The organism is Lactobacillus sp. ESL0677 (genome assembly GCF_029392875.1).
GTDB lineage: Bacteria > Bacillota > Bacilli > Lactobacillales > Lactobacillaceae > Lactobacillus.
Map to the genome: position 1 here is coordinate 1,652,571 of NZ_CP113946.1, position 22,520 is coordinate 1,675,090.

A 22,520-nucleotide genomic window follows, 5' to 3' on the forward strand; every position below is an offset into this window, starting at 1 on the left:
AACTATATTAAATTATTATGAATTATTATTTAGAATAAGTAAAATAATTTTTTCAGTCAGCTAAGATAAATTTTAAGCAACTAAAACTTGAAAGCTGAATAATTAAAATACAAATTTAAAAGCCCTGTACTTTAGTCAACTTGTACAGGGCTTTTTGAAGCAATTTTATAATGGATGCCGCTTTTTAAAATCATTATAACCAGCAATGAAATTCACAACTTCGTGCATTCGATGATTAACAATTCGATTAATACGTACAAAAACAAATTGTGGATAACAATGATAGTGTCGATGCCGATAATAATCGTCCTTTGCTTGTAAATAGCCTAACTGATAATCATCAGCGTGCAAACTATTATTAGAATAAAATACCGCTTTATCAGCCTTTAAAGGAGCATCATCATAATCGCCTCGCTCATAATGAAATTTTACATAATCGTGTAATGCCTGAACTTTTTTAAGAAACATTTATCTTACCTCGATGATTTTGCCACCAACCAATTACCAAAAGCGGTATTAGCGTGATAATAAATGTTAAGGCAAATAATACTATATCCTCCAGCAGTGCTTTTCCAGCCAATAAATCGTTAAGAACATTATAAATATAATGAAAAGGAAATAGTTTTTGGAAATCAACTAGATGCTTAACAAAACCATTTTGCCAAAATAAATCTAATGGACTAACTAACAGCATCACACAACACATAATGGGAAAGTCCATTGCATCAAGTGTTTCTGCCTGAACTGACATTCCTAGAATAAAGCCAATGATACTCAAATAGATCCCAGCACAACTTAGCAACAAACCAAAAACAATTAACTTATTAGTAAGCGGCAAGCGATTACTTATTGAGCCAAGCCCAATGTTAACTGCAATAATTAATAAATTTAAAATTAATTGTAGTAACACCTGATCAAACAAGTAATGCCCCAATGAATAATATGATGTTTTAGCTTTAAATGCATAATATTGCCGACCAGAATTAATTCTTTTAGCAAAAGTTACAACTGAATTGCCACCAATGCCCCATAAGCAAGCAATAATAAAGATTCCATAATTAAGATCAACATGAGCAGGGGTCATATTCAACATCATGATATACCAAAAAGCAGGAATTACAATCGTAAATAATAAAAAACGTGGATTACATAGGACTTGTTTTAATTGTAGCCATTTAATCATTACTAGCCTCCTTGCCATCATTAAAGTGCCGATACCACTGCTCGATTGTCTGATGATGACTGTGAATGGTATCAACTGAAGCATCTTGAATAATCTCACCATCTTTAAGTAATACAACACGCGAGAAATACTTATCGATTTGATTAAAATCATGCGTAGTTGTCAATACGGTACTATTCACATGGTCTAAACACTGCCAAAAAAAGTCAATCGACTGTAAATCCATTCCAGCTGTTGGTTCATCCAAAATCAAAAATTTGCTTGGCTTAATTAGAGTTAGTAATAGTAATAAACGGCGTTTTTGTCCACCTGATAATTTTTTAATCATAATTTTTGCTTGCTGCTTAAGATTAAATTGCTCAAGCAAAACAGAGATTTGCTTACGATCATAAACTTGATCGATTGCTGCTTCTAGCTGAATTTGCTCATCTACTTTTAAGCCATCAAGTAAGACATTTTCTTGGGGCATAATCTTCAAATCCGTTTGCGGATTATAATAGAACTCAATCTTGCCACTATCTGGTTGTAACAATCTGGCGATAATTTTAATCAAAGTTGATTTTCCAGCGCCGTTACTACCAAGTAATGCAATTCGATCACGTTCCATAATTGTGAAGTTGATTTTTTTAAGTACCGGATAAATAAAGGACTTCTTTAAATCCGTCATTTTTAACAAAATATCACGCTTGGTTGGTGTTCCCAACAATAAATAATCCAGTGACACACCAAAAACTGCCGCGAGCATGATTAATTTGTTAATATCCGGCTCGGTTTCTCCTAATTCCCATTTAGAAATAGATTGCCGAGAAACATACAATTTCTGCGCTAAATCATTTTGCGATAAGCGCTGCTTACGCCGCAATTTAATCAATTGCTCAACAAAAATATTCTCCATTGCCAACATCCTTTCAAATTTGTTAGCCTCATTATCCCTTAATACTATTTTTTGCCAAGCAAATTTTAGCTGCCAAGCTGTCAACCTGCAGTTGCCAAGGCTGCTGCTACAATGTTTATCAAATTGATAATTTTTAAGTGGTAACTTTTTAACTTCCACCCGCATCACAGTTGATTTATATTTTGCACATTAAAATAAATCTAAAATTACTAATAAAAAAGCTGCCTCAATTGAAGCAGTCTTCTTATAATTTTATTTATTTTCTTGATATCTTGTATTAAACAAAGGACTTAATGGCTCGTGACGTTGAATACACTTGATGGCATCCCCCATCAAAGGCCCAACTGATACTAATAATGTCTTATCCAACTTCTTTTCAACTGGTTGATTGATTGAATCCGTCAAAACTAGGTTCTTAATTGGCGAGTCGTTCAAACGCTTAATTGCTGGTCCTGACAAAACAGCATGAGTAGCACTAGCATAAACTTCTGTTGCTCCAGCATCAATCAATGCTTTAGCTGCCAGCGTAATTGTTCCCGCAGTGTCAATCATATCGTCAATGATAATTGCACGTTTACCCTTAACGTTACCGATAATGTTCATTACCTCAGCAACATTGGCACGTGGACGACGCTTATCAACAATCGCAATTGGTGTACCCAAAAATTCAGCTAATTTCCGTGCACGAGTGACACCACCATGATCTGGTGAAACAACAACAGCATCCTTTTCCAAATGATTACTTAAGAAGTAATCAGCTAAGAGTGGTGCACCCATCAAATTATCAACTGGAATATCGAAGAAGCCTTGAATTTGTGGCGCATGCAAGTCAAGTGACAATACTCGTGTTGCTCCTGCTACTTGTAACATATCAGCAACCAACTTGGCTGTAATTGGCTCACGTGGACGAGTTTTACGGTCTTGACGTGCATAGCCATAGTATGGCATTACGATATTAATCGTCTGTGCACTAGCTCGACGAACGGCATCAATCATAATCAGCAGTTCCATCAAGTTATCATTAACTGGGGCACTGGTCGATTGAATCAAATAAACATCTTTACCACGAACAGATTCGTCGATATTAATTTGAATTTCACCATCGCTAAAGCGTTGAACGCTTGACTTACTTAGCGGTACACCAACCCGCTCAGCAATTTTTCCAGCGAGTGGGCCATTCGAATTCAGGGCAAACAACATCATGTTGTCTTTATAAGACATAATTTCCTCCGTAAAAAACATGCTAACAACTTATTATTTTACCAAAAGTTGTCTGAAAAAGTGACTATCTATACTTTATTATTCAACTTTAGCCTTTAACATTCAAGTCTCTAAAATCAGGATAACGCTAATTTGTTAATTTTTATCATTTTTGCAAGCACTAATTGACTCATTATTCAATAAAAAAGTTTTACACTCGTCTTGAAGTGTAAAACTTTTTAATTATTTGTTTTGTAAAACTTGACCAACATTACCATGATGCTCAGCTAGCAACTTAGCAGCCGTATCCCGATCAGTGCCTGTCTTAATCATGACAATTGCTAGAGAAACATTATTGTCTGTTTTCTTTAGTGTTGCCAATGCTTCATCAGTTGAAGCACCAGTTGTGACATTAATAATTCGACAAGCACGATCCACCAACTTAGAATTAGTCGGCTGCACATCAATCATGACATTTTGATAAACTTTCCCCTGACGAATCATTACGCCAGTTGAAAGCATATTCAAAATCATTTTTTGTGCCGTTCCAGACTTCATTCGTGTTGATCCAGTAACAACTTCGGGACCTACAACCGCCTCAATGGCAATATCAGCGTGATAACCAATTACAGAATCAGGAACACAAGCAACTGAAACCCTCAGCGCACCAACTTGTTTAGCATAATCTAAACAGCCAATTACATATGGTGTCCTGCCACTAGCCGCAATACCAATAACTGTATCAGTAGCAGTTAACTTTAGCTTACGCAAATCTTGCTCGCCAAGTTTAGCCGAATCTTCAGCTCCCTCTACCGCACAATACATTGCTTCTTTACCACCAGCAATTAGACCAACAGCCCGTTCAGGCTTAATACCATAAGTTGGTACCAATTCAGCAGCATCCAAAACGCCTAGCCGACCACTAGTACCTGCACCAACATATATTAATCGACCACCGCGCCCATAACGCTTGGCGGCCTCGTCAATTGCCTCAGCAATTTGCTCGTCTTGAGTTCCAACCGCTTCGGCGACCTTCTTGTCCTCATTATTGATTGTCTTAACCATCTCAATAGTCGACATCGTATCAATATGCATTGTTACAGGATTGCGCATTTCAGTTACTAAATTCTTGATTTCCATAATTACCTACTTAGTTCTTACTGTAATAACATTTTGCTCTGCGCTGACCTTACCGGGTACAACTGCAGACATTTGCTTAACTTGATCCATATTGGTCACAATCGTCATCACAACGGGATCCTTGCTAGCTTCTTTCACTGCTGCAATATCCATTTGTGCTAAGGCAGTACCGCGTTTAACTGTTTGCCCTTCCTTAACTTTAATATCAAAAGGAGTACCCTTTAAATCTACAGTATCAATACCAAAATGAAGTAAAACTTCCAAATTACCATTAGCTGACGTCATTGTAATTGCATGTTTAGTAGCCATTACTGTAACAATTGTGCCATCAACTGGGGCCACAATCTTACCGTCTTCTGGAATTACTGCATAACCGTCACCGACCATTTTTTGTGAAAAAACATCATCGTTAACAGCAGTTAATTCTTCAAGCTCACCACTTACAGGACTAACAAAGTTGACCGTTGCACTCTTAGATTGGCTTGGTCTAACAACTGGAGCAGCCTTAACTGGTTCAATGGGTGAACCATCCTCGTTTTTAGCAACCATCGCAGTCTTTGGAACACCAAAGAAGTAAGTAGCTATAAAACCACCAAGGTAAGCCGCAAGCAGTCCTAACATATATTTCAACCACATGTTATGTGCAATTAATGGAATCAAAGCTACGCCCGAAGTACCAATTGCGATTGCACCAACATTACCAAAGGCACCTAAAACGGCACCACCGATACCACCACCGATGCAGGCAGTAATAAATGGCCGACCTAGAGGAAGTGAAACACCGTAGATTAATGGTTCACCAACACCCAAAATACCAACTGGCAAAGCACCCTTGATTAATTTAGTTAATTGTTTGTTCTTACGGCACTTAACCCATAGGGCAATTGCGGCACCAACTTGTCCACCGCCGGCCATTGCCAAAATTGGTAATAGCGGTGTATAACCCATTTTTTGGATCATTTGTAAGTGAATTGGTGTCAAAATCTGGTGCAAACCCAACATAACCATTGGTAAGAAGGCCAACCCTAAGATAAAGCCAGCAACTGGTCCGCCAACTGCTAATACCCAGTTAATACCACCAACTAGTGAGTTAGAAACCCAACCAGCAATTGGCATCGTAATGAAAATGGTAAACAAACCCATAATTAGCAATGTCAAAAACGGAGTAAAGATAATATCAACTGAATCAGCAATATGCCGATGGAAGTATTTTTCAACATAAGATAATAACCAAACTGATAACAGAACACCGATAATTCCACCTTGACCGGCAGCAAGCGGCTGCTTGTCAAAGATATTTGGAATTGTAACTGGCGGAACAACTCCCGGCAGCATTACGATGCCACCGATAATCCCACCAAGTCCTGGTGTTGCACCAAATTCTTTGGCGGCATTAATCCCAACAAAGACATTCAGATAAGTGAATAATCCGCTAGAAAGCACACCTAAAACGGTAATTGCCAATGTCCAGCCGACTGGCAGCATCTTAGCCGTCAGCATGTTCTTCATAATTCCTGATAACCCGGAAATTAACCCGGCACCGATAAATGCTGGAATTAACGGAATAAAGATAGCAGAAATATGTTGCAATGCAGCACGCCACCATGTCTTCTTCAAACTAGCCTTATGAGCTGCATGAACCTCATTGGCCTTAGCCATGACATCATTTTTATCCTGTTCATAAGAACTACCCCTAGTTGCGCCACTTTCAGGGAACGGATCATTTTCCTTAACCCCAGCTGCGTCAACCATGCTTTGCGCAACTTTAGTATTAACTCCAGGTCCTAAAACTATCTCCAACGTTTCGCTTTCAACAACGCCTAAAACGCCATCGATTTTCTTTAGCCCTTCAATATCAACCTTGCTCATTTCACGAATCGAAATTCGAATTCGCGTCATACAATGATACAAAGTCGCAACATTCCCAATACCACCGATATGAGCATAAATTTCTTTACCCATTTCAGTATATTTGTCTGAACTCATTTTTTGCCTCCTAATTAAAAACAAAATTAGTATAGCCTTATTTAGACCAATTTACAATTTTATTTTTAAATTGGTATATATCAGTTACTCATTGGATTATACCAATAATAATAAAACTACTTAACTTTGAAAATTTGTCGGTAGTTTTCTACCTCTCTACGTGAAGCTGTTATTGCCTTTAAACTGCGATCAAAATCACGACTAAAGTAAAGGTAAAACAGTACGTTAATGACATAAAATTGCCCAGTAATCGAATTAGTTGCTCCAACTCGCACATCTGGCTCAATTGGCTTACAGGTTGTTAAGGCTAAATTCGCCTTCTTAACCAAACTGTTCTGACCAAACATCGTTAATGAAATCGTAAAAAGATGATTTTTGCGCGCATAATTGGCTAAATAAATGCACTCTGGCGTTTCACCGGAGTTAGAAATCAACCACAGAGTATCCGCCTTGGTAGCATTAGATAATTGCGGCAGTATAACGTTAATGTCCGTTTCGCAAACCACATTGTAACCAACTCGCGACCATTTTTGATAAATATTTTCAGCAGCAAGTGACGACGCGCCAACGCCAAAGACATAAATTGTGTCTGTCTTAAGCAAGCGTTTGACCACTCCTTGACAGGTACCCTCTTGCAATAATTCCCTGGTGTGATTCAAGTTTTCAATTTCATTTTTTACTAAGTGATTGCAAATTTTATCAAACGAGTCATTAGTTGAAATATCCAATTTTTCGTCAGTATCCTGATCTTTTTGACCAGCTAAATCAACTGAAATCATCACTTTCATTGCCGTATAAGATTCGATTTGCAAGCTCTTCACTAGCCGTGATACAGTCGCTGCACTGGTTCGTGAAGCAACCGCTAATTCATTGATACTCATTTTAACGGTTTTTTTAGGATGACCTAAAATATAGTTAGCAATTTTTTCTTCTGAAGTTGTTAAATCTCTGCGCGTAGCTTCCACACGATTTTTAAAATTCATTTTTGCACCCGATATTCTCTAACTTTTATTTAAATAAAATAACTTGTAATCAAAGTATTTAAACGCCAACCATCATCTTGCGTCTTCTAACTTCTAATCACATATAGTTAATGAATGCGATTTCATTATAAAACATCAAAAAATTAATTTCAATATCAAATGGATTTTTTGATAATTTTTTTCATTAATGCTGAAGGACAAATAATTCAATACATAACAATTTATCCCCAAGTTACAAACTTATTTTAGCAATAATCTGTTCATAAGTCTTAACAAAAATGCAAATATATTTTTTACTTTTGCAAATCAATTAAATGATAGTTAGCGCATAAAAAATTGTTTAAGCAGGAAAACTATGTCCAACCAAACAATAATTACAAAATTTATTCTATTTGCGTGTGCATAATAAAAATATTGGTAAATTAAAAAATAAAAAATGTTATTTTATTATTTTCATTTAAGGTAATTAAGTCTGGAGCTTTAAGTTTATTAGTGGAAAAGCATGAAGCTTTTTTACTATCTAATGTTATTTTATAAAAAAGTATACGCTTTACACCAAGAGAGTGCTACAATCTATATTAGAGAGAAGTTAACGTACATATTAAAAACTTAATCTCTAGGCAAACTGTTTTTAGACTTTTTTCTTAAAGTGGAACCTTTAAAAACCTAACATAATAACGTATGTATAAATTACACATTAACTAACAATCTTAAATACTTTTTTATACTACTCATCCTTCCACTCTATTCTTTGAACCAATTCTTCATTGCTGTCTAAAAATGTTTGCTGCGTAAAAAAGTGCATTACTTAATTTTAAGTAGTGCACTTTTTTATATTATTAATTAATTACTTCAAAGATAATTGTGCGATTAGCATCGATTTGTGCTAAAAGTGGTAAATCTTCCTCTATTACATGTCCGATAACATTTACGCGCTTATCCGCTGGCAAATCTACCTTAGCAACTTGCAACTCGCCTTGGTAACGCAAATAACGACTGTTATCACAAGTAATTGTACCTTGCGGGCGAGACGCAATTTCAGATTGCGGCTCTATGCTAAACAACTGCCGCCTTCTACCCTCAACTAAGCGCACAACATCCCGCGCAACATCAGGTCGATTATGCCACGTTTGTTCTGCTAATTGACTTGGTACCCCAGTTACATGCAAAGTAATGGCATCTTGCTTCAAATAATTGGTAAAACTAGTGATTGTCACAGGTTTAAGGCTAGGATCGCCAATAAACACACGATCACAACCCAATTTTTGTAATTCTAACGCGGCAGCCAACGGATTTTCCCCCCGCTGCTCTTCTAAAGTAGGTAGCCCAGCACCAATTGGTCCCCGCTTAATATTATCACCAGCAACAAAGGCCATCGTCTTCAGCCCATTTTGGTGCAGCCACGCATTCTTTTCCTTGAGCCATTCCCGATCAAGTCCAGTTTCAGGCCGTGGATAATAATTGTGCCAAGCTTCAAGATAATCGAAATTAGCGCCATGCTCACGCAAAGACGCAATGTCATCACTGCTGAGAGTGCTAGCATTTAAAGCAAGCGGCATTTCTTTTGACAATTTAGCAACAAGACTAAAGTCAATTCCATCGTCAATTCTTAAACCAGTTAAATTCAGCGCTTTAACTTGCTCAATATCCTCAATTGCCACGCCCAGTCTTGCCAAACCACTCTTTGACACATCCGCAATTACATCAAGATCAAGATTTTGACACCATTTCGTTAGCTCACTTAACCGCTGCAGTACAACCTGAGCGTCGTCTTCTGGAATATGCAATGACGTAAAAACAGTCGTAAACCCGGCATTCCGCATTGCAATTAAGTAATTATAATCTTGGGCAGTCAAATCAAGTCCCAAGTAGATTGAAAAACCTATCATTTTTTCCTCTTTTTCAATAGCGATGCTTATTTAGCCAATTAATCTTACCACATTTTTCTTCTCAACAAAAAAGCACCATCAAAATTATGATGGTGCAAATTTATTTTGCTTCTTTATTTAGTAGTTGTAGCGTAATCCGCAACATTTAATGTTTGTTGGAAGCCATTGGTACCGCTAATTGTCAAAGTCGTATTGTTATTACTAAATTGAACTGCACTAGCGTCAACATTATTGGCACTTGCTGCTAATTGGACAATTTGACTAGCTTCAGCCATTGTTAAATTGTTTAAATCAGCAACTATCACCTTTTTACCATTAAGGGCACTTTTTGCAGCCGTTAACTTAGCTAAGGCATCCTTAACCTGACTAACAGTTGCAGTTTGTGAACTGTTAACTTGACTAGCAGCTGCTGCAGCAGTGTCATAAGCGTCACGCAAAGACTTAGCAGCTAGCTTATAAGCATCGCTGCTCTTAACTGTTGCATCTTGGTTTAAAGCAGTTTGCAAGTCACTCTTATCCGTAGCTGTAGCAACCGTAATTGCTTCTTGCGCAGATTGTGAGGTATTAACTGGCGACAATTTGACACCACTAAGGGCACTAACATCATCATCCTTGATGAAGCCATTCTTATCACTTTGCAAAGCGTAAAATAATTCTGCCTTATTATCAGCAGCAACCCAAATATAGCGTAATTCAGTTACACGAGCTGTATAACCCTTAGGAAAAGTATTAGTTGCTTGTGCTACACCTTGAGCGTCATAAACGTGACTATCGCGTCCCAAAGTAATTAAAGTTGAGTTAGCATCAGCAGTCGGTTGGCTGTTTGCTGGCTTTAATTGGGTGCCAGTAACTACACCAACGTTACTCTTCTTAATCCATTGGTCCTTACCTGGGTAATTACTATCATTAATACGATAGTAAAGTTTGCTGCCAATATATTGCAATTGATCGACAGTAACCTGTTGGCCTTTTTTAACCAACTTTTTATTAGTATTGCCTTGACCATCATAAATATAGGCGTTGCGGCTCAGCGTAATTACTGTTGCAGCAGTTTGGTTATCACCAGTTGGCTTAGCTGGCTTATTTGGCTTTTGCGCCGGTTTACTATTAACAGGCTTTAATGTAGAAGAAGTAGATGCCACGTTAGCTGACTTGATAAATTGATTACTTTGGCCGCTAATTCTGTAATAGAGCTTAGAGCCAATATAGATCAATTGGTCAACTGTAACTTTAGTATTCTTTTTAATCTTTTTCTTGTTGGTCTTGCCGCTTGCATCATAGATATATGCGTTACGCTTGAGCGTTGCGGTAACCTGTGATGTCGAAGTAGTAGTCACCTTTTTGCCATCAACGTAGCCAACGTTACCTGCCTTAACAAAGGCGCCATTGCCAATTGCATAATACAATTTACCATTGATTCTCTTTTTACCAGAATAATTAACTGATATGCCCTTGGCAATCTTAGTGTACTTAGCTTCACCCATGTACTTCTTCAAGCGCTTGCCATTCTTATCATAAACATAAGCATTATGACTAAATTGAATTGTCCCTTTCTTTGAGGCGCTCTTATTAGTCGAAGATTTCTTGGCAGCTTGCACAGTAGTTGCCTGCACACCACTAACAATTGGGCTAGCGCCAAGCAATACTGCAGCCGAAACCATCATCAACTTATGATTAAACTTCATATATTTTACCTCACATTTTACTTTACCAAATTATTTAGCTTCTATTGTAACCTAAAAAATTACTAAGTAAATCATTGTTATCTATTCTTAATACAAATTAATTTAATTATACAAAATGCCCTACGGACGCAAACCTAATTACCGCTCGTAAGGCATCTTAAATAAAACAATTATTGCCAATCTTCACTCTTTGACAAAGAAAGTTTGTGCCAATAATCTGGCTTATTAACCTGACGACCGCGAGCAATTGCCATGTCATATTTAGCAACGTCTTTTGTAATCGTTGAGTCAGCGGCAACAAAGGCATGATCGGCCACATTAACGGGCGCAACCAAAGTGGCACCGGAGCCAATGAAAGCACGATCGCCAACCGTTGTATGGTCTTTTTGAACACCATCATAATTTGCAAAGATGGTGCCGCAGCCAACGTTAACGTCTTTGCCTAAAGTGGCATCACCAACATAAGTTAAGTGGCCCACCTTAGAATTTTGCCCAATTTCTGCATTTTTAACTTCGACAAAATTACCAATATGAGCACCTTCACGAATAATTGCTCTGGGCCGCAAATGCGAATTAGGACCGATATCAGTGTGGTCGTCCATTTGTGCCTGTTCAAGCGTTGATGAAGTGACTGTGACGTCATTACCAATCTTAGTATCCACAATTCTGGAACCAGAAGTAATCAAACAATCGCTGCCGATAATTGTATGACCCTTAATAACAACGTTAGCTTCAATCACGGTATCATTACCGATTTTGACATCAGTATCGATATAGGCAGTTGCTGGGTCAACAAAAGTTACGCCATTGCGCATGTGTTCTTCGTTAATTCGTTTTTGCATAATTTTGCTAGCTTGCGCTAATGCAATTCGGTCGTTGACACCTAAACTTTCGCTAAAGTCGGGCATCTTATAAGCACCAACACGTTCGCCATTGTTGCGCAAAATTTCCAAAACATCAGTCAGATAATATTCACCTTGAGCGTTGTGATTTGTAACTTGCTTGAGGGCACTAAAGAGCTTTTGGTTGTCAAAGCAGAACACACCAGTGTTGATTTCCTTAATCTTAAGTTCCTCAAGATTGCCGTCCTTTTGCTCAACAATCCGCAAAACATTGTCTTGGTCGTCGCGAATAATGCGGCCATAGCCATAAGGATTAGGTGCTTGCGCCGTCAGAACAGTAGCCGCATTACCCTTTTTTTGGTGGTAGTCAAACAGACTCTGAAAAGTTTGGCTGGTAAACAGTGGTGTGTCTCCAGTAATTACCAGTGTAGCACCATCTTGCCCCGCTAATTGCTCTTGCGCCGTTAAGACCGCATCCCCAGTACCTAACTGCTCTTTTTGCAAAGCAAATTCGGACTTGCCGTCCAGCACCTTTTCAACTTCCTCAGCGCCGTTACCAACAACGGTCACAATTTTATCGGGATTGATTGCTTGTGCAGCTTCAACAACGTGCTCAACCATCGCTTTACCGCAAACTTGATGCAAAACTTTGTACAATTTAGACTTCATGCGCGTACCCTTACCAGCGGCAAGGACAACTACAAACTTTTTCATTAAATTAACCTCGTTCTATTCTTAAATTACAACTAGATTCCAGTATATCATTTAATACTAAAAGCGGTTAAAATCGGTATGTACCGCAAAGTTGCCAGGCTCAGCCAGAATAACGCGTTTAGCAGCATCAACCTTTTTAATTTTCACTAAAGAAAGGTGACCTTCAATTAATTTAACATCATCAAAGTCGGCTTCACACAAAACGCAGATTCCAGCAATGTTACTATTAAATTCTTTAACCAATTGCTGCATCCCTGTTAGTGTCCCACCGGCCATCATAAAATCGTCGACAAGCAAAACGTTAGAATTCTCGCTTAGCACTCTAGTTGGTAATTCCATTTTAGATACCCGATCAAGTGAAGAAGAAATATAGTTAACAGACATGGCAGCACCTTCTGTTACCTTGGAACGCTTGCGGGCAATAATGAAGGGAACATTTAAATAGCGAGCAACTGCCTGAGCCAAGGCAATCCCCTTGGTTTCAATCGTCATGACAACATCAATATTTGAATAGGCGTAACGAGTGGCAATCAATTTACCAATTCGTTCCAAATCTTGCGGATTACCTAAGATATCGGACAGATAAACAAACCCTCCTGCCAAAATACGATCTGGATCTTCGATCCGAGAAGCTAGGTCAGTCAAGTAGTTTTGCGCATGCTTCTTACCCCAAAAAGGAACATACCTTACCCCACCAGCAGCTCCAGCCACTGTCTCTAAAATGCCATCTTGATTAGCAGCCAAAGTGTGCTTCAAAATAGTCAAATCTTCAGAAATTGATGACTTTGCGGCACCATATTGTTTGGCGAAGAATGGCAACGGAATTAATTCGTGTGGTCGCTCCATCAACCGCTTGGTCATATCAACTAATCTCTCTGAACGTTTCATAATTTCTCCTTTCTAATGTTTGCTTTTTTGCTTTTTATTACTATACTCCAAGCCATAAAAAAAGGCACCAACATTTTACAAAATGTCAATGCCAAAAAACTTACTTTTCTAAATTATGCTTCGGCCGCATTAGCTCCATCATCAAATTTTAATGTAATATTTTTGGTTAACAAATCAGTATAACTGTATGAAACATGCTTAAAATTATTTTGATCTTGGTCTAAATCGACAACAAAGACAGCACGAAAAGTTTCTTTCAAAATTCCCCGTCTCTTAGTTATCTTCTTCCGACCGGCTCTTGCGACTACTGTTAAAGGATCACCTAAATGTGAATCTAACTCATGTTTAATGGTAATAATTGATGTTGGCACTAAATAACAACTCCTTTGTTCGGTATTTTACCACATTGTGACAATTATTTCAATTGCTTTTCATAATTACCGAACAAAATTAGATTAGTGCTCTTGTTTAATTACCGCTGCAATTTGTGCAAACTGGCTAATTGAGAGCTGCTCCGGCCGAATCCGAGGATCAACTCCTAAAGAAGTAATCAGCTCTGCCCGCTTATTCGCATCTGAAATTAGGTTCTTCAAGTTGTTATTCAAAGTTTTACGACGTTGGGCAAAGCACATTTTAACAACCCAATTAAAGTGCTTGGCATCCCCAACATCCGGCTTTTGTTTCAGCGGCGTCAAGACCACTACGCTTGAGTCAACTTTTGGCCGTGGAATAAACGAGCTGCTCTTGACAGTTAGTGCTTCAGCCACATTCATCTCAATTTGCACCGCAATTGAGAGCGGTCCGTAAGCTTTTGAGCCCGGTTGCGCACTCAAGCGGTCCGCCACTTCCTTTTGCATCATTAATGTAAGACTAGCAAAATTCAGCTCAGACTCATTCAAAAAGAAAATAATCGGCGTCGTAATGTAATACGGCAAGTTAGCAACAACCTTCACTGGTTTAGTTAAATCAAAAAAATCAGCTAAATCTTTTTTAAAATCAGCCTGCAAGATATCCTTCATCATTAACTCAAAGCGTTCCTTAATTGGAACACCGTCAATTTGCCTTGGTAATTCATTGTTTAAAATTTCCGGCAGATCATCATCAACTTCATAAGCAAAAACCTTAGCGCCAGCATAAAGCAGTTGCTCGGTCAGCGACCCAATCCCTGGACCAATTTCAATTACCTGATCACCCGGCTGAATTTGCGCAGCCTCCACAATTCCTTGGATTGCATCCAAATCAACTAAGAAGTTTTGCCCCAAATTTTTCTTGGCTTTAACAAAGTAGCGGTTAATTATTGCCTGTGTCCTTATCGGCGAGCCAATAGGAATTTCATTATTCATCTTTTGCCTCCTTAACAGCCGCAGTTAATGCCGCAAGCGTTATTCCAAAAGTATGCAGCCTCTTATAAAACTGTTTAGCATTACCATAACCTACACTCAACTTAATTCCAACTTGTTCACGCAATTTACGCGAACCTTGGCCACTAGCCAAGCCTAAATGCTGATAAGCTGCTTTAGTCAAATCACTCTGCTCAAATTTCGCTTCATGAAGGTCACTTAAAGCACGCGTTAATGCTTCTTTAGATGCATGCTCAACCCCTAATGAGTTGCCCCGCTTTTGCGGGACTCCTTCCTTACGAGTGATGAATGCTTGTTTAGCAGTAGGAATTGCTTGCGTCACTAACCGGCGAATGCGTTCACCGTTTAAATCAGGATCGGTCAAGACAATGACATCCCGCTTTTTAATTAGTTCCTTTAATTCTGTTAAAACCGATTGTGGCACATCTGAGCCGTTAGTTTCAATCGTTTCGATGCCCGGAAAAAATTGCTTTAGCCTAATTGTGTCGTCTTTTCCCTCAACGACCACAACTGCATTAAATTGTTTTTTAGTTAAGACCATAAACTCTCACAGTATTTGCGTAAGTTGCCGCAGCAACCTCTTCTATTGGAATATTTTTCAGTTCAGCAATTGCCTGAGCCACATAGTAGACATTCCCCGGCTCATTTTGTCTGCCACGATACGGTTTTGGCGTCAAAAACGGCGCATCCGTCTCGATTAGCAGTCTGTCGAGCGGTGTTTGCCTTGCGGACTCGTGGACTTCGGTTGCCTTAGTAAAGGAAACTACACCAGAGTATGAAAAACAAACATTTAGCTTCATAAACTTCTGAAGCCACGAAACATCCCCGTTAAAGCTGTGCAGAATCGCACCGTATTCCAGATTGCTGCTTTGCAAAATATCATAGCAATCACTAAACGCATCGCGCGTATGAATATCAACCGGCAAATGCAATTCATGAGCTACTTCAATCTGACGTGCCAATACTCTTTTTTGCACATCACGCGGTGATTCGTCCCAATAGTAGTCAAGCCCTATCTCACCCATTGCGACAACACCGGGTGTCTGCAACTGCTCAATTAGCAAGTCTTCAGCCTGCTGATTGTAATCCTTAGCCACATCAGGGCAATAACCGACCATCGCATAGACATTATCAAAGCGCTGACTAAGATCAATCGCCCGCTTGTTAAAGTCTGGGTCTTGCCCCGCACAAATCATCTTCGTAACGCCTAATTGCTTAGCACGATCAATGTAAAATTCTTCCTTACCCCGAAAAGGTTCATCCTGTAAGTGTGTATGATTATCAATTAATTCCATTAACCTAATTGAGCCCCGACTTCGTGTTCATCACCGACTAAGGCCAATTTAACTTCGCCATTCTTCTCACTAGATAAAAGCATGCCTTGACTCAATTGACCAACCATCTTACGTGGCTTCAAGTTAGTTACAGCTAATACTTTACGGTCAAGTAATTCACTAGCATTTGGATAATACTTGCGGATACCACTCAAGATTTGACGTTCATCACCGTTACCAAAGTCAAGTTGGAATTTCAATAACTTACTTGATCCTTGAACTGACTCAACTGACAAAATTTTACCAACCTGGATTTTAACCTTATCAAAATCATCAATAGTAATGTCTGGGTCTTTGCCTTGTTCACTACGGCTTTGCTTCTTTGGCTTAGCCTTAGCCATTTCATCCTTAATGTACTTAATTTCTTCTTCCGGCTTTAGACGTGGGTAAATTGGAGTTGGCTTTTCAGTTACCTTAACATCCCAAGCATAATCGCCAAAGGCTAGTTTCTTTTGGTCATCATTTTGCCAGTCTAAACCAAGTTGCTTAAACATTTCTACTGGTGTTCTGGTCATAATTGGAGCGATTAATAAGGCAACAATCCGCAAACTTTCAGCCAAGTTGGACATTACTAAGGATAATTCTTTCTTCTTGCCTTCCTTGTTCAAAGCCCAAGGGGTTGTTTCGTCAATATATTTATTAGCACGACCAATAAACTTCCAAATGCCCTCAATTGCTTGCGTGAAGTAAAGTTTATCCATGTTTTGCTTGTAATCTGCAATTGTCTCTTCTGCAGCAGCAGCTAGTTGCTTGCCCAATTCATTCTGAGTTGCAGCAACTGGAGCAACGTGGCCATCCTGATATTGGTTAATCATTGACACCGTTCTGTTAAGCAGGTTGCCTAAATCATTAGCCAAATCATAATTGACCCGTTCCACAAAGTCTTCTGGCGTGAAGACACCGTCTGAACCAAATGGCAAAGCACGCATTAGGTAATAACGCAAAGCGTCAACACCGTAACGGCTAGTAATTGATTCTGGATAAACGGCATTCCCCTTAGACTTGGACATCTTACCGTCCTTCATCAAGACCCAACCATGACCAATAACATGTTTTGGCAATGGCAAACCTAATGCCATCAACATAATTGGCCAATAAATTGTGTGGAAACGCACAATTTCCTTACCAACCAAATGAACGTCGGCTGGCCAATACTTCTTAAATAAGGAATCATCGTCAGAATCATAACCTAGAGCCGTAATATAGTTTGACAGCGCATCAATCCAGACATAAACCACGTGCTTAGGATCACTTGGAACAGGGATGCCCCAAGAAACCGTCGTCCGTGTAACTGATAAATCTTCTAGTCCCGGCTTTAAGAAGTTATTAACCATTTCCTTTTCCCGAGAATGAGGCAAGATAAAGTCAGGATGGTCTTTGTAGTATTGTTGCAAGCGGTCAGCATACTTGCTCATCTTAAAGAAGTATGATGGCTCTTTGACCAGTTGTACCTCGTGACCTGATGGCGCTTTACCACCAACTACGTTGCCGGCATCGTCCTTATAAACCTCAGCTAATTGTGATTCAGTAAAGTACTCCTCATCTTCAACTGAGTACCAACCAGTATATTCACCAAGATAGATGTCGCCTTGCTTTAAGAGCTTTTCAAAAATCTTTTGTACACTCTTAACGTGTTCTTCATCAGTTGTCCGAATAAATTTATCGTAAGAAATATCAAGACTCTTCCACAACTTTTTATACATGACCACCATCTTGTCCACAAACTCTTGCGGCTTGATGCCTTGTTTTTCAGCCTTTTGCTCAATCTTCAAGCCATGCTCATCGGTCCCAGTTAAAAAGAAGGTATCATAGCCTTGACTACGCTTATAGCGTGCTATCGTGTCAGCAGCGATTGTGGTGTATGCATTACCGATCGTTAAGCGGCCAGATGGATAATAGATTGGGGTTGTAACATAAAAAGTTTTTTTGTCAGCCATATTTGTTTCTCCTTAAGATTTATTTGTTTTCAGTTCATTATACTACACTAAGATAGCCTAAAAATCGTATTATGAGGATTTTTACGGTATAATCTCATTTCTATTTCAGTAATAATTAAAATATCTTTTAAAATTATCTTCCTACTGATTATACTAAAAAAGTCCAGAGATTCTGGACTTTTTTCTTCTAAAATTAATCTACTAAATTAAGATAATTCAACTTAACTATTCTCTGCCATAAAACAACAACTAATCCTGATATAACTGTACTAATGCCATTTATTAGATAACCTAGCTTAGCTAGGCCTTGTGCCGCAGCAGTAGTCTGGTCATAAAAGCTGTATGGCAGAATATTCAAATAGACTACACGAATTTGCGCATCCGGTGAAGAAATTCCGATCATGAAGTGAACTATTTGGCTTTTTTCAATCTGCCAGAAAAGCGCAATTACAAGTGCAATCACTAAAATAGTAGCAAGTAATATCAGAGATTCGCCAATGGCATTTTTTCTAATGTTCTTAAAAATCATGGCAAAAGCAAACAGTACCATATAAAAGCTTAATAATGATAAAAATTTACTAAGCGCATACTGTCCAATGGCAACTTTAACACCCGAATGATAGTTGTTTACCTCTTGAAAAACTAAACCGAAAATCGTTGTTAATACCGCATACATTATTAATTCAATAAAGGTTAATAATTCATTTGCGAACGGCAAAATATTTATCAGTTCATCACTTCCCAGGTAATAAATTTTAATTAACTGGTAGGTTGTGACAAACAAAATAACGGCGGCAGCTGCGGCATACCATAAATCATGAACTTCCGCGATCATTGCACTACGAGGTTTAGCCAATCTAATTAGACCAAAGATAATTTCAACCCCAATGGGAATAAGAAACAGCGGCAGTATCTTCTTCAACCTGATACTAAGATATTCACTCATCTTCCTACCTCCTCAAAGTAAGCTTCTTCAAGGCTGCTGTATTTATTTAAGATATTTTTCTTCGTATCTTGTAAAAGCAACTGCCCATTCCTCATCAAGATTACCTCGTCAAACATACTACCCAAATCGCGCAATAAGTGCGTAACAATTAAGACAGTACTGTCTTTTCGGCGATAATTTTCAATTGCTTCAATAAAGGCTGCCCGATTAATCGGATCAATCGCCGATAATGGCTCATCCATCACGTAAAAATCTGTATTCCTTGATAAAATCAATGCCAAATGAATTTCCTCGTGATTTCCCTTAGAGCCGTCATGAATTTTCATATTGGGATCGAGTTTAAAATGAGCCAAAATTTTCAGAGCACGCTTTTCATCAAAATCAGAAAAAGATTGCTTAAATAATTTTATTGCCTGTTTAATTCGCAAGTTTTCATAGAGAAAAAATCTATCAGGCATATAGGCAATGCTTTCATCAACTGTTCTTGCTCCTTTAAAGCGATTTAGTCTGCCTATTATTACATTAATCAGCGTCGTTTTACCGGCACCATTTTCACCAAGAATACCGACTATTTTGCCATTATTAGTAAGCCGGATACTTAAATTATTTAAAGAAATATGCTTACCATATTTAACCGTTAAGTTACTTAATTTCATATTGCTTCCTTTCTAATATAATAATGCATCAGTTTTACTGTACTAGAATATTGTAACGCCATTACAAATAGCAAGCAAATTACCAAAAAAATGACTTAGGTAAGAACCTAAGTCACATTTTTTAATATTAACAGTTAAATCAAGAATTTTTCATCCTTTAAGTAGAAGTGCTTGACGATTGTCGTCAATAAAATATAGAGAATCAAAATTCCCAAAATGACCCACATATAGCTAAGTGGCATTGGACCAAACTTGAGTGCATCAGCAACAACAGAGAATGGTAATAGAGTACCGATAATCCCTGCGCCAAAGGTTGCCAAGATGACCGCATAAGTTGCATGCTGCTGGATGAATGGCAAGTGGCGATCACGCAAGGCGTGAATAACCATTTCCTGTGTCCAGAGCGACTCAATAAACCAGCCAGTATGAAACAGAGCCACAAAGGCAACTTGTTGAGCTGGTGAAATCGCAGTATAACTGCCGCCAACAAGTCGCGGACAAATTAGAAAGTATAACAACGCAAACGTCACAATGTCAAAGACTGAAGAAGTCGGACCAAAGTAAAACATAAACTTCGGCAATTTCTTAGTTGACCAAGTCCGCGGCTGCTTCAAATATTCATCCGACATTGTATCAAACGGTAGTGACAAGCAACTAGTACCATACAGTAAGTCTAGAATTAGAAGCTGCAGCGGCAGCATTGGCAGGAATGGCAAGAACGATGAGGCAACTAAAATCGATAAAATGTTACCAAAATTCGAGGATAAGGTAATCTTGATATATTTCATCGTGTTACCAAAGACCTTACGACCAATTCTGACGCCCTTTTCTAGCACATTCAAATCCTTGTGCAGCAAAATAATGTCAGCTGACTCCTTAGCAATATCAACCGCGGTATCAACAGAAATCGAAACATCAGCTGCCTTCATTGCGGGAGCATCGTTAATGCCGTCCCCCATATAGCCAACTGTGTGCCCATTTTGCTTGAGCAAATTAATAATCTTCGTCTTGTCTTCTGGTGACAACTTAACAAAGATGTTGCATTCTTCAACCATCTTAGCCAATTCTTCAGGACTCTTGCCATCTAAATCAGCACCAGAATACACGTTATCAACGTTTAATCCAACTTGCAGACCAACCGTTCTTGTGACCGCCTCATTGTCGCCTGTTAGGATTTTGACATTAATCCCATCTCTCTTTAACTTAGCTAAAGCATTCTTGGCACTTTCCTTTGGTGGATCAAGGAAGGCTAAAAAGCCACACAAAATCAAGTTGCTTTCATCTTTAGTGGAGAACTCACCAACTGGTGCGGGATTAGGCTTATACCCCAGCATAATTACCCGCAGGCCGTCATCATTCATGTTATCAATCTTAGCCATGACCTTTTGCTTGCGCTCAGGCGTTAACGCCAAAATCTGCCCGTCAACTTCGACACGATTGGAAACAGCGATCATTTCTTCTGCAGCACCCTTGGTTACCAAGAGGTGCTCGCCGTGTTCACGGTCCGAGTTTTCAACCACAACACTCATGCGCCGTCTAGAAAAGTCAAACGGAATTTCATCAATCTTATTATAATCACGTTGAATTTCGTTAACGTCAAGCTCATCACCAGCCGCTTCAATTATTGCCTTATCAATCAAATTTTTCATCCCTGTTTGATAATAAGAATTGAGGTAGCCAAGCTCCAAAATTTTAGGCGTTTCCCGCAAATTTAAATCATAGTGTCGTTCCAAAACGACCTTATCCTGCGTTAACGTCCCCGTCTTATCGGTACAGAGCACATCAGCCGAGCCAAAGTTTTGAATTGAATTCATTTTTTTAACAATTGTGCCGTGCTTGGACATCTCAACTGAACCCTTAACCAAGTTAGTCGTCACAATAACCGGCAGCATTTCTGGTGTCAGTCCCACAGCCGTTGCAATTGCAAAGATTAAGGCATCAATCCAGTTGCCCTTGGTCAAACCGTTGATAATGAGCACTAGTGGCGCAATAATTGCGGTCATGGTAATTAATAACTTCGAAATATTTTTAATACCAACGTCAAAGGACGTATTCTTGACATCACTTCTGGCAATGTCATGAGCCAGCTTGCCAAACATGGTATGTGAACCCGTCGCAAAGGCGACACCAAGCCCAGCGCCGGAAACAATCGTTGTCCCCTCATATAAAACATTGGGGTAATCAAGATAATCACGGTCTTTACCTACGCCCGGTCTCTTAGTGGCAATCTTTTCCACAGGGCTTGACTCACCATTGAGCGAGCTTGACGAACAAAAGAGGTCCTTACTTGAAAGCAGTCGCATGTCAGCGGGCACCAAGTCCCCTGCTCCCAGCCGAATAACATCACCGATAACTACTTGATCGGTCGGGATTTCTTGGTCCTTACCATCACGAATAACATCGGTAGTAACTGATACCATCTTCAGCAGCGAATTAACGGCATTAGACGACTTAATGTTCTGGATAAAACTGGTAATCCCAGATATCAAAACCATTGTCACCATAATTAACACTGTACTTAAATCTTTCTGTCCAGCCGGGACAAAAATATAGTCAGTAAACAGCGACAGCGTTGCTAGAACTAACAGAATCAAGGTAAACGGTGTAATAAACGCCTCAGCTAAAAAGCGTAGCTTAGAATCGTGTTTGTTTGAGGCAATCCGATTCGATCCATATTCCTCACGATTTTTATCAGCCTGCTTACTAGATAGCCCGTTACTGCTCGCGTGAAGCCGTGCTAACGTTTCAGCACGTGTCTCCTTGGCAATTGCTTTAACCCGCTGCAAGTCTTTGCTTTCAGCCTGGTTATTAGGTTTTCTCAGCATCCTTACCACTCCTTATTTAAAAATCTCAAACAAACTAAAAAAGCCGCATGCAAAAG

Annotated in this window: 19 protein-coding genes; all 19 read right to left on the bottom strand. The window is 39.0% G+C overall.

What is annotated here, in order from left to right:
• Nucleotides 1–165: 165 nt before the first annotated feature.
• The 19 genes from OZX76_RS08110 to mgtA all read right to left on the bottom strand — a co-directional run bounded on the left by OZX76_RS08110 (nt 166) and on the right by mgtA (nt 22,464).
• The gene (locus tag OZX76_RS08110; protein WP_277179319.1) at nt 166–468 is read right to left on the bottom strand and encodes a hypothetical protein; all 303 of its coding nucleotides are present in this window, start codon (nt 466–468) and stop codon (nt 166–168) included.
• Nucleotides 458–1,183 (bottom strand): ABC transporter, encoded by a 726-nt coding sequence (locus OZX76_RS08115; protein WP_277179320.1) that lies wholly within the window; start codon nt 1,181–1,183, stop codon nt 458–460. Before OZX76_RS08115 ends, OZX76_RS08110 begins: the two co-directional genes overlap by 11 nt.
• On the bottom strand, nt 1,176–2,078 hold the full coding sequence (locus tag OZX76_RS08120; protein WP_277179321.1) for an XRE family transcriptional regulator: 903 nt from the start codon (nt 2,076–2,078) through the stop codon (nt 1,176–1,178). Before OZX76_RS08120 ends, OZX76_RS08115 begins: the two co-directional genes overlap by 8 nt.
• A 252-nt stretch (nt 2,079–2,330) precedes the next feature.
• Nucleotides 2,331–3,299 carry a ribose-phosphate diphosphokinase gene (locus OZX76_RS08125; RefSeq protein WP_277179322.1) on the bottom strand — a complete coding sequence of 323 codons (969 nt, stop codon included), beginning with the start codon at nt 3,297–3,299 and terminating at the stop codon, nt 2,331–2,333.
• 222 nt (nt 3,300–3,521) lie between these two features.
• Complete coding sequence (gene murQ / locus OZX76_RS08130; RefSeq protein WP_277179323.1) at nt 3,522–4,418, bottom strand: N-acetylmuramic acid 6-phosphate etherase; 897 nt, start codon at nt 4,416–4,418, stop codon at nt 3,522–3,524.
• A gap of 6 nt (nt 4,419–4,424) precedes the next feature.
• Nucleotides 4,425–6,404, bottom strand: coding sequence for a glucose PTS transporter subunit IIA (locus OZX76_RS08135; protein WP_277179324.1), 1,980 nt, complete (start codon nt 6,402–6,404; stop codon nt 4,425–4,427).
• Nucleotides 6,405–6,520: 116 nt separating this feature from the next.
• Nucleotides 6,521–7,387 (bottom strand): MurR/RpiR family transcriptional regulator, encoded by an 867-nt coding sequence (locus OZX76_RS08140; RefSeq protein ID WP_277179325.1) that lies wholly within the window; start codon nt 7,385–7,387, stop codon nt 6,521–6,523.
• Between the two features lie 839 nt (nt 7,388–8,226).
• Nucleotides 8,227–9,276 carry a MupG family TIM beta-alpha barrel fold protein gene (locus tag OZX76_RS08145; protein ID WP_277179327.1) on the bottom strand — a complete coding sequence of 350 codons (1,050 nt, stop codon included), beginning with the start codon at nt 9,274–9,276 and terminating at the stop codon, nt 8,227–8,229.
• Between the two features lie 113 nt (nt 9,277–9,389).
• Nucleotides 9,390–10,961, bottom strand: a complete 1,572-nt coding sequence (locus OZX76_RS08150; RefSeq protein ID WP_277179328.1) for an SLAP domain-containing protein — start codon at nt 10,959–10,961, stop codon at nt 9,390–9,392.
• 170 nt (nt 10,962–11,131) lie between these two features.
• The gene (glmU, locus tag OZX76_RS08155; RefSeq protein ID WP_277179329.1) at nt 11,132–12,517 is read right to left on the bottom strand and encodes a bifunctional UDP-N-acetylglucosamine diphosphorylase/glucosamine-1-phosphate N-acetyltransferase GlmU; all 1,386 of its coding nucleotides are present in this window, start codon (nt 12,515–12,517) and stop codon (nt 11,132–11,134) included.
• A gap of 57 nt (nt 12,518–12,574) precedes the next feature.
• Nucleotides 12,575–13,405: a pur operon repressor gene (purR, locus tag OZX76_RS08160; RefSeq protein ID WP_277179330.1), complete on the bottom strand. Its 831-nt coding sequence runs from the start codon at nt 13,403–13,405 to the stop codon at nt 12,575–12,577.
• Nucleotides 13,406–13,518: 113 nt separating this feature from the next.
• On the bottom strand, nt 13,519–13,776 hold the full coding sequence (locus OZX76_RS08165) for a Veg family protein (protein WP_277179331.1): 258 nt from the start codon (nt 13,774–13,776) through the stop codon (nt 13,519–13,521).
• An 84-nt stretch (nt 13,777–13,860) separates the two neighbouring features.
• A complete protein-coding gene (gene rsmA, locus OZX76_RS08170; RefSeq protein WP_277179332.1) occupies nt 13,861–14,748 on the bottom strand; it encodes a 16S rRNA (adenine(1518)-N(6)/adenine(1519)-N(6))-dimethyltransferase RsmA in 888 nt (295 codons plus the stop codon).
• The gene (gene rnmV, locus OZX76_RS08175; RefSeq protein WP_277179333.1) at nt 14,741–15,307 is read right to left on the bottom strand and encodes a ribonuclease M5; all 567 of its coding nucleotides are present in this window, start codon (nt 15,305–15,307) and stop codon (nt 14,741–14,743) included. The genes rsmA and rnmV overlap by 8 nt, the downstream gene beginning before the upstream one ends.
• On the bottom strand, nt 15,294–16,061 hold the full coding sequence (locus OZX76_RS08180; RefSeq protein WP_277179334.1) for a TatD family hydrolase: 768 nt from the start codon (nt 16,059–16,061) through the stop codon (nt 15,294–15,296). Before OZX76_RS08180 ends, rnmV begins: the two co-directional genes overlap by 14 nt.
• Nucleotides 16,061–18,037: a methionine--tRNA ligase gene (gene metG, locus OZX76_RS08185; protein ID WP_277179335.1), complete on the bottom strand. Its 1,977-nt coding sequence runs from the start codon at nt 18,035–18,037 to the stop codon at nt 16,061–16,063. The genes OZX76_RS08180 and metG overlap by 1 nt, the downstream gene beginning before the upstream one ends.
• Nucleotides 18,038–18,230: 193 nt before the next feature.
• Complete coding sequence (locus OZX76_RS08190; RefSeq protein WP_277179337.1) at nt 18,231–18,983, bottom strand: hypothetical protein; 753 nt, start codon at nt 18,981–18,983, stop codon at nt 18,231–18,233.
• Entirely contained in the window at nt 18,980–19,639 is a 660-nt protein-coding gene (locus OZX76_RS08195; protein ID WP_277179338.1) for an ABC transporter ATP-binding protein, read from the bottom strand. The genes OZX76_RS08190 and OZX76_RS08195 overlap by 4 nt, the downstream gene beginning before the upstream one ends.
• Before the next feature lie 134 nt (nt 19,640–19,773).
• Nucleotides 19,774–22,464: a magnesium-translocating P-type ATPase gene (gene mgtA / locus OZX76_RS08200; RefSeq protein ID WP_277179339.1), complete on the bottom strand. Its 2,691-nt coding sequence runs from the start codon at nt 22,462–22,464 to the stop codon at nt 19,774–19,776.
• Nucleotides 22,465–22,520: the final 56 nt, after the last annotated feature.

Coding starts and splice junctions, on each gene's coding strand:
- OZX76_RS08110 (WP_277179319.1), bottom strand. CDS start 468: ATGTTTCTTAAAAAAGTTCAGGCATTACACGATTATGTAAAATTTCAT.
- OZX76_RS08115 (WP_277179320.1), bottom strand. CDS start 1,183: ATGATTAAATGGCTACAATTAAAACAAGTCCTATGTAATCCACGTTTT.
- OZX76_RS08120 (WP_277179321.1), bottom strand. CDS start 2,078: ATGGAGAATATTTTTGTTGAGCAATTGATTAAATTGCGGCGTAAGCAG.
- OZX76_RS08125 (WP_277179322.1), bottom strand. CDS start 3,299: ATGTCTTATAAAGACAACATGATGTTGTTTGCCCTGAATTCGAATGGC.
- murQ (WP_277179323.1), bottom strand. CDS start 4,418: ATGGAAATCAAGAATTTAGTAACTGAAATGCGCAATCCTGTAACAATG.
- OZX76_RS08135 (WP_277179324.1), bottom strand. CDS start 6,404: ATGAGTTCAGACAAATATACTGAAATGGGTAAAGAAATTTATGCTCAT.
- OZX76_RS08140 (WP_277179325.1), bottom strand. CDS start 7,387: ATGAATTTTAAAAATCGTGTGGAAGCTACGCGCAGAGATTTAACAACT.
- OZX76_RS08145 (WP_277179327.1), bottom strand. CDS start 9,276: ATGATAGGTTTTTCAATCTACTTGGGACTTGATTTGACTGCCCAAGAT.
- OZX76_RS08150 (WP_277179328.1), bottom strand. CDS start 10,961: ATGAAGTTTAATCATAAGTTGATGATGGTTTCGGCTGCAGTATTGCTT.
- glmU (WP_277179329.1), bottom strand. CDS start 12,517: ATGAAAAAGTTTGTAGTTGTCCTTGCCGCTGGTAAGGGTACGCGCATG.
- purR (WP_277179330.1), bottom strand. CDS start 13,405: ATGAAACGTTCAGAGAGATTAGTTGATATGACCAAGCGGTTGATGGAG.
- rsmA (WP_277179332.1), bottom strand. CDS start 14,748: ATGAATAATGAAATTCCTATTGGCTCGCCGATAAGGACACAGGCAATA.
- rnmV (WP_277179333.1), bottom strand. CDS start 15,307: ATGGTCTTAACTAAAAAACAATTTAATGCAGTTGTGGTCGTTGAGGGA.
- OZX76_RS08180 (WP_277179334.1), bottom strand. CDS start 16,061: ATGGAATTAATTGATAATCATACACACTTACAGGATGAACCTTTTCGG.
- metG (WP_277179335.1), bottom strand. CDS start 18,037: ATGGCTGACAAAAAAACTTTTTATGTTACAACCCCAATCTATTATCCA.
- OZX76_RS08190 (WP_277179337.1), bottom strand. CDS start 18,983: ATGAGTGAATATCTTAGTATCAGGTTGAAGAAGATACTGCCGCTGTTT.
- OZX76_RS08195 (WP_277179338.1), bottom strand. CDS start 19,639: ATGAAATTAAGTAACTTAACGGTTAAATATGGTAAGCATATTTCTTTA.
- mgtA (WP_277179339.1), bottom strand. CDS start 22,464: ATGCTGAGAAAACCTAATAACCAGGCTGAAAGCAAAGACTTGCAGCGG.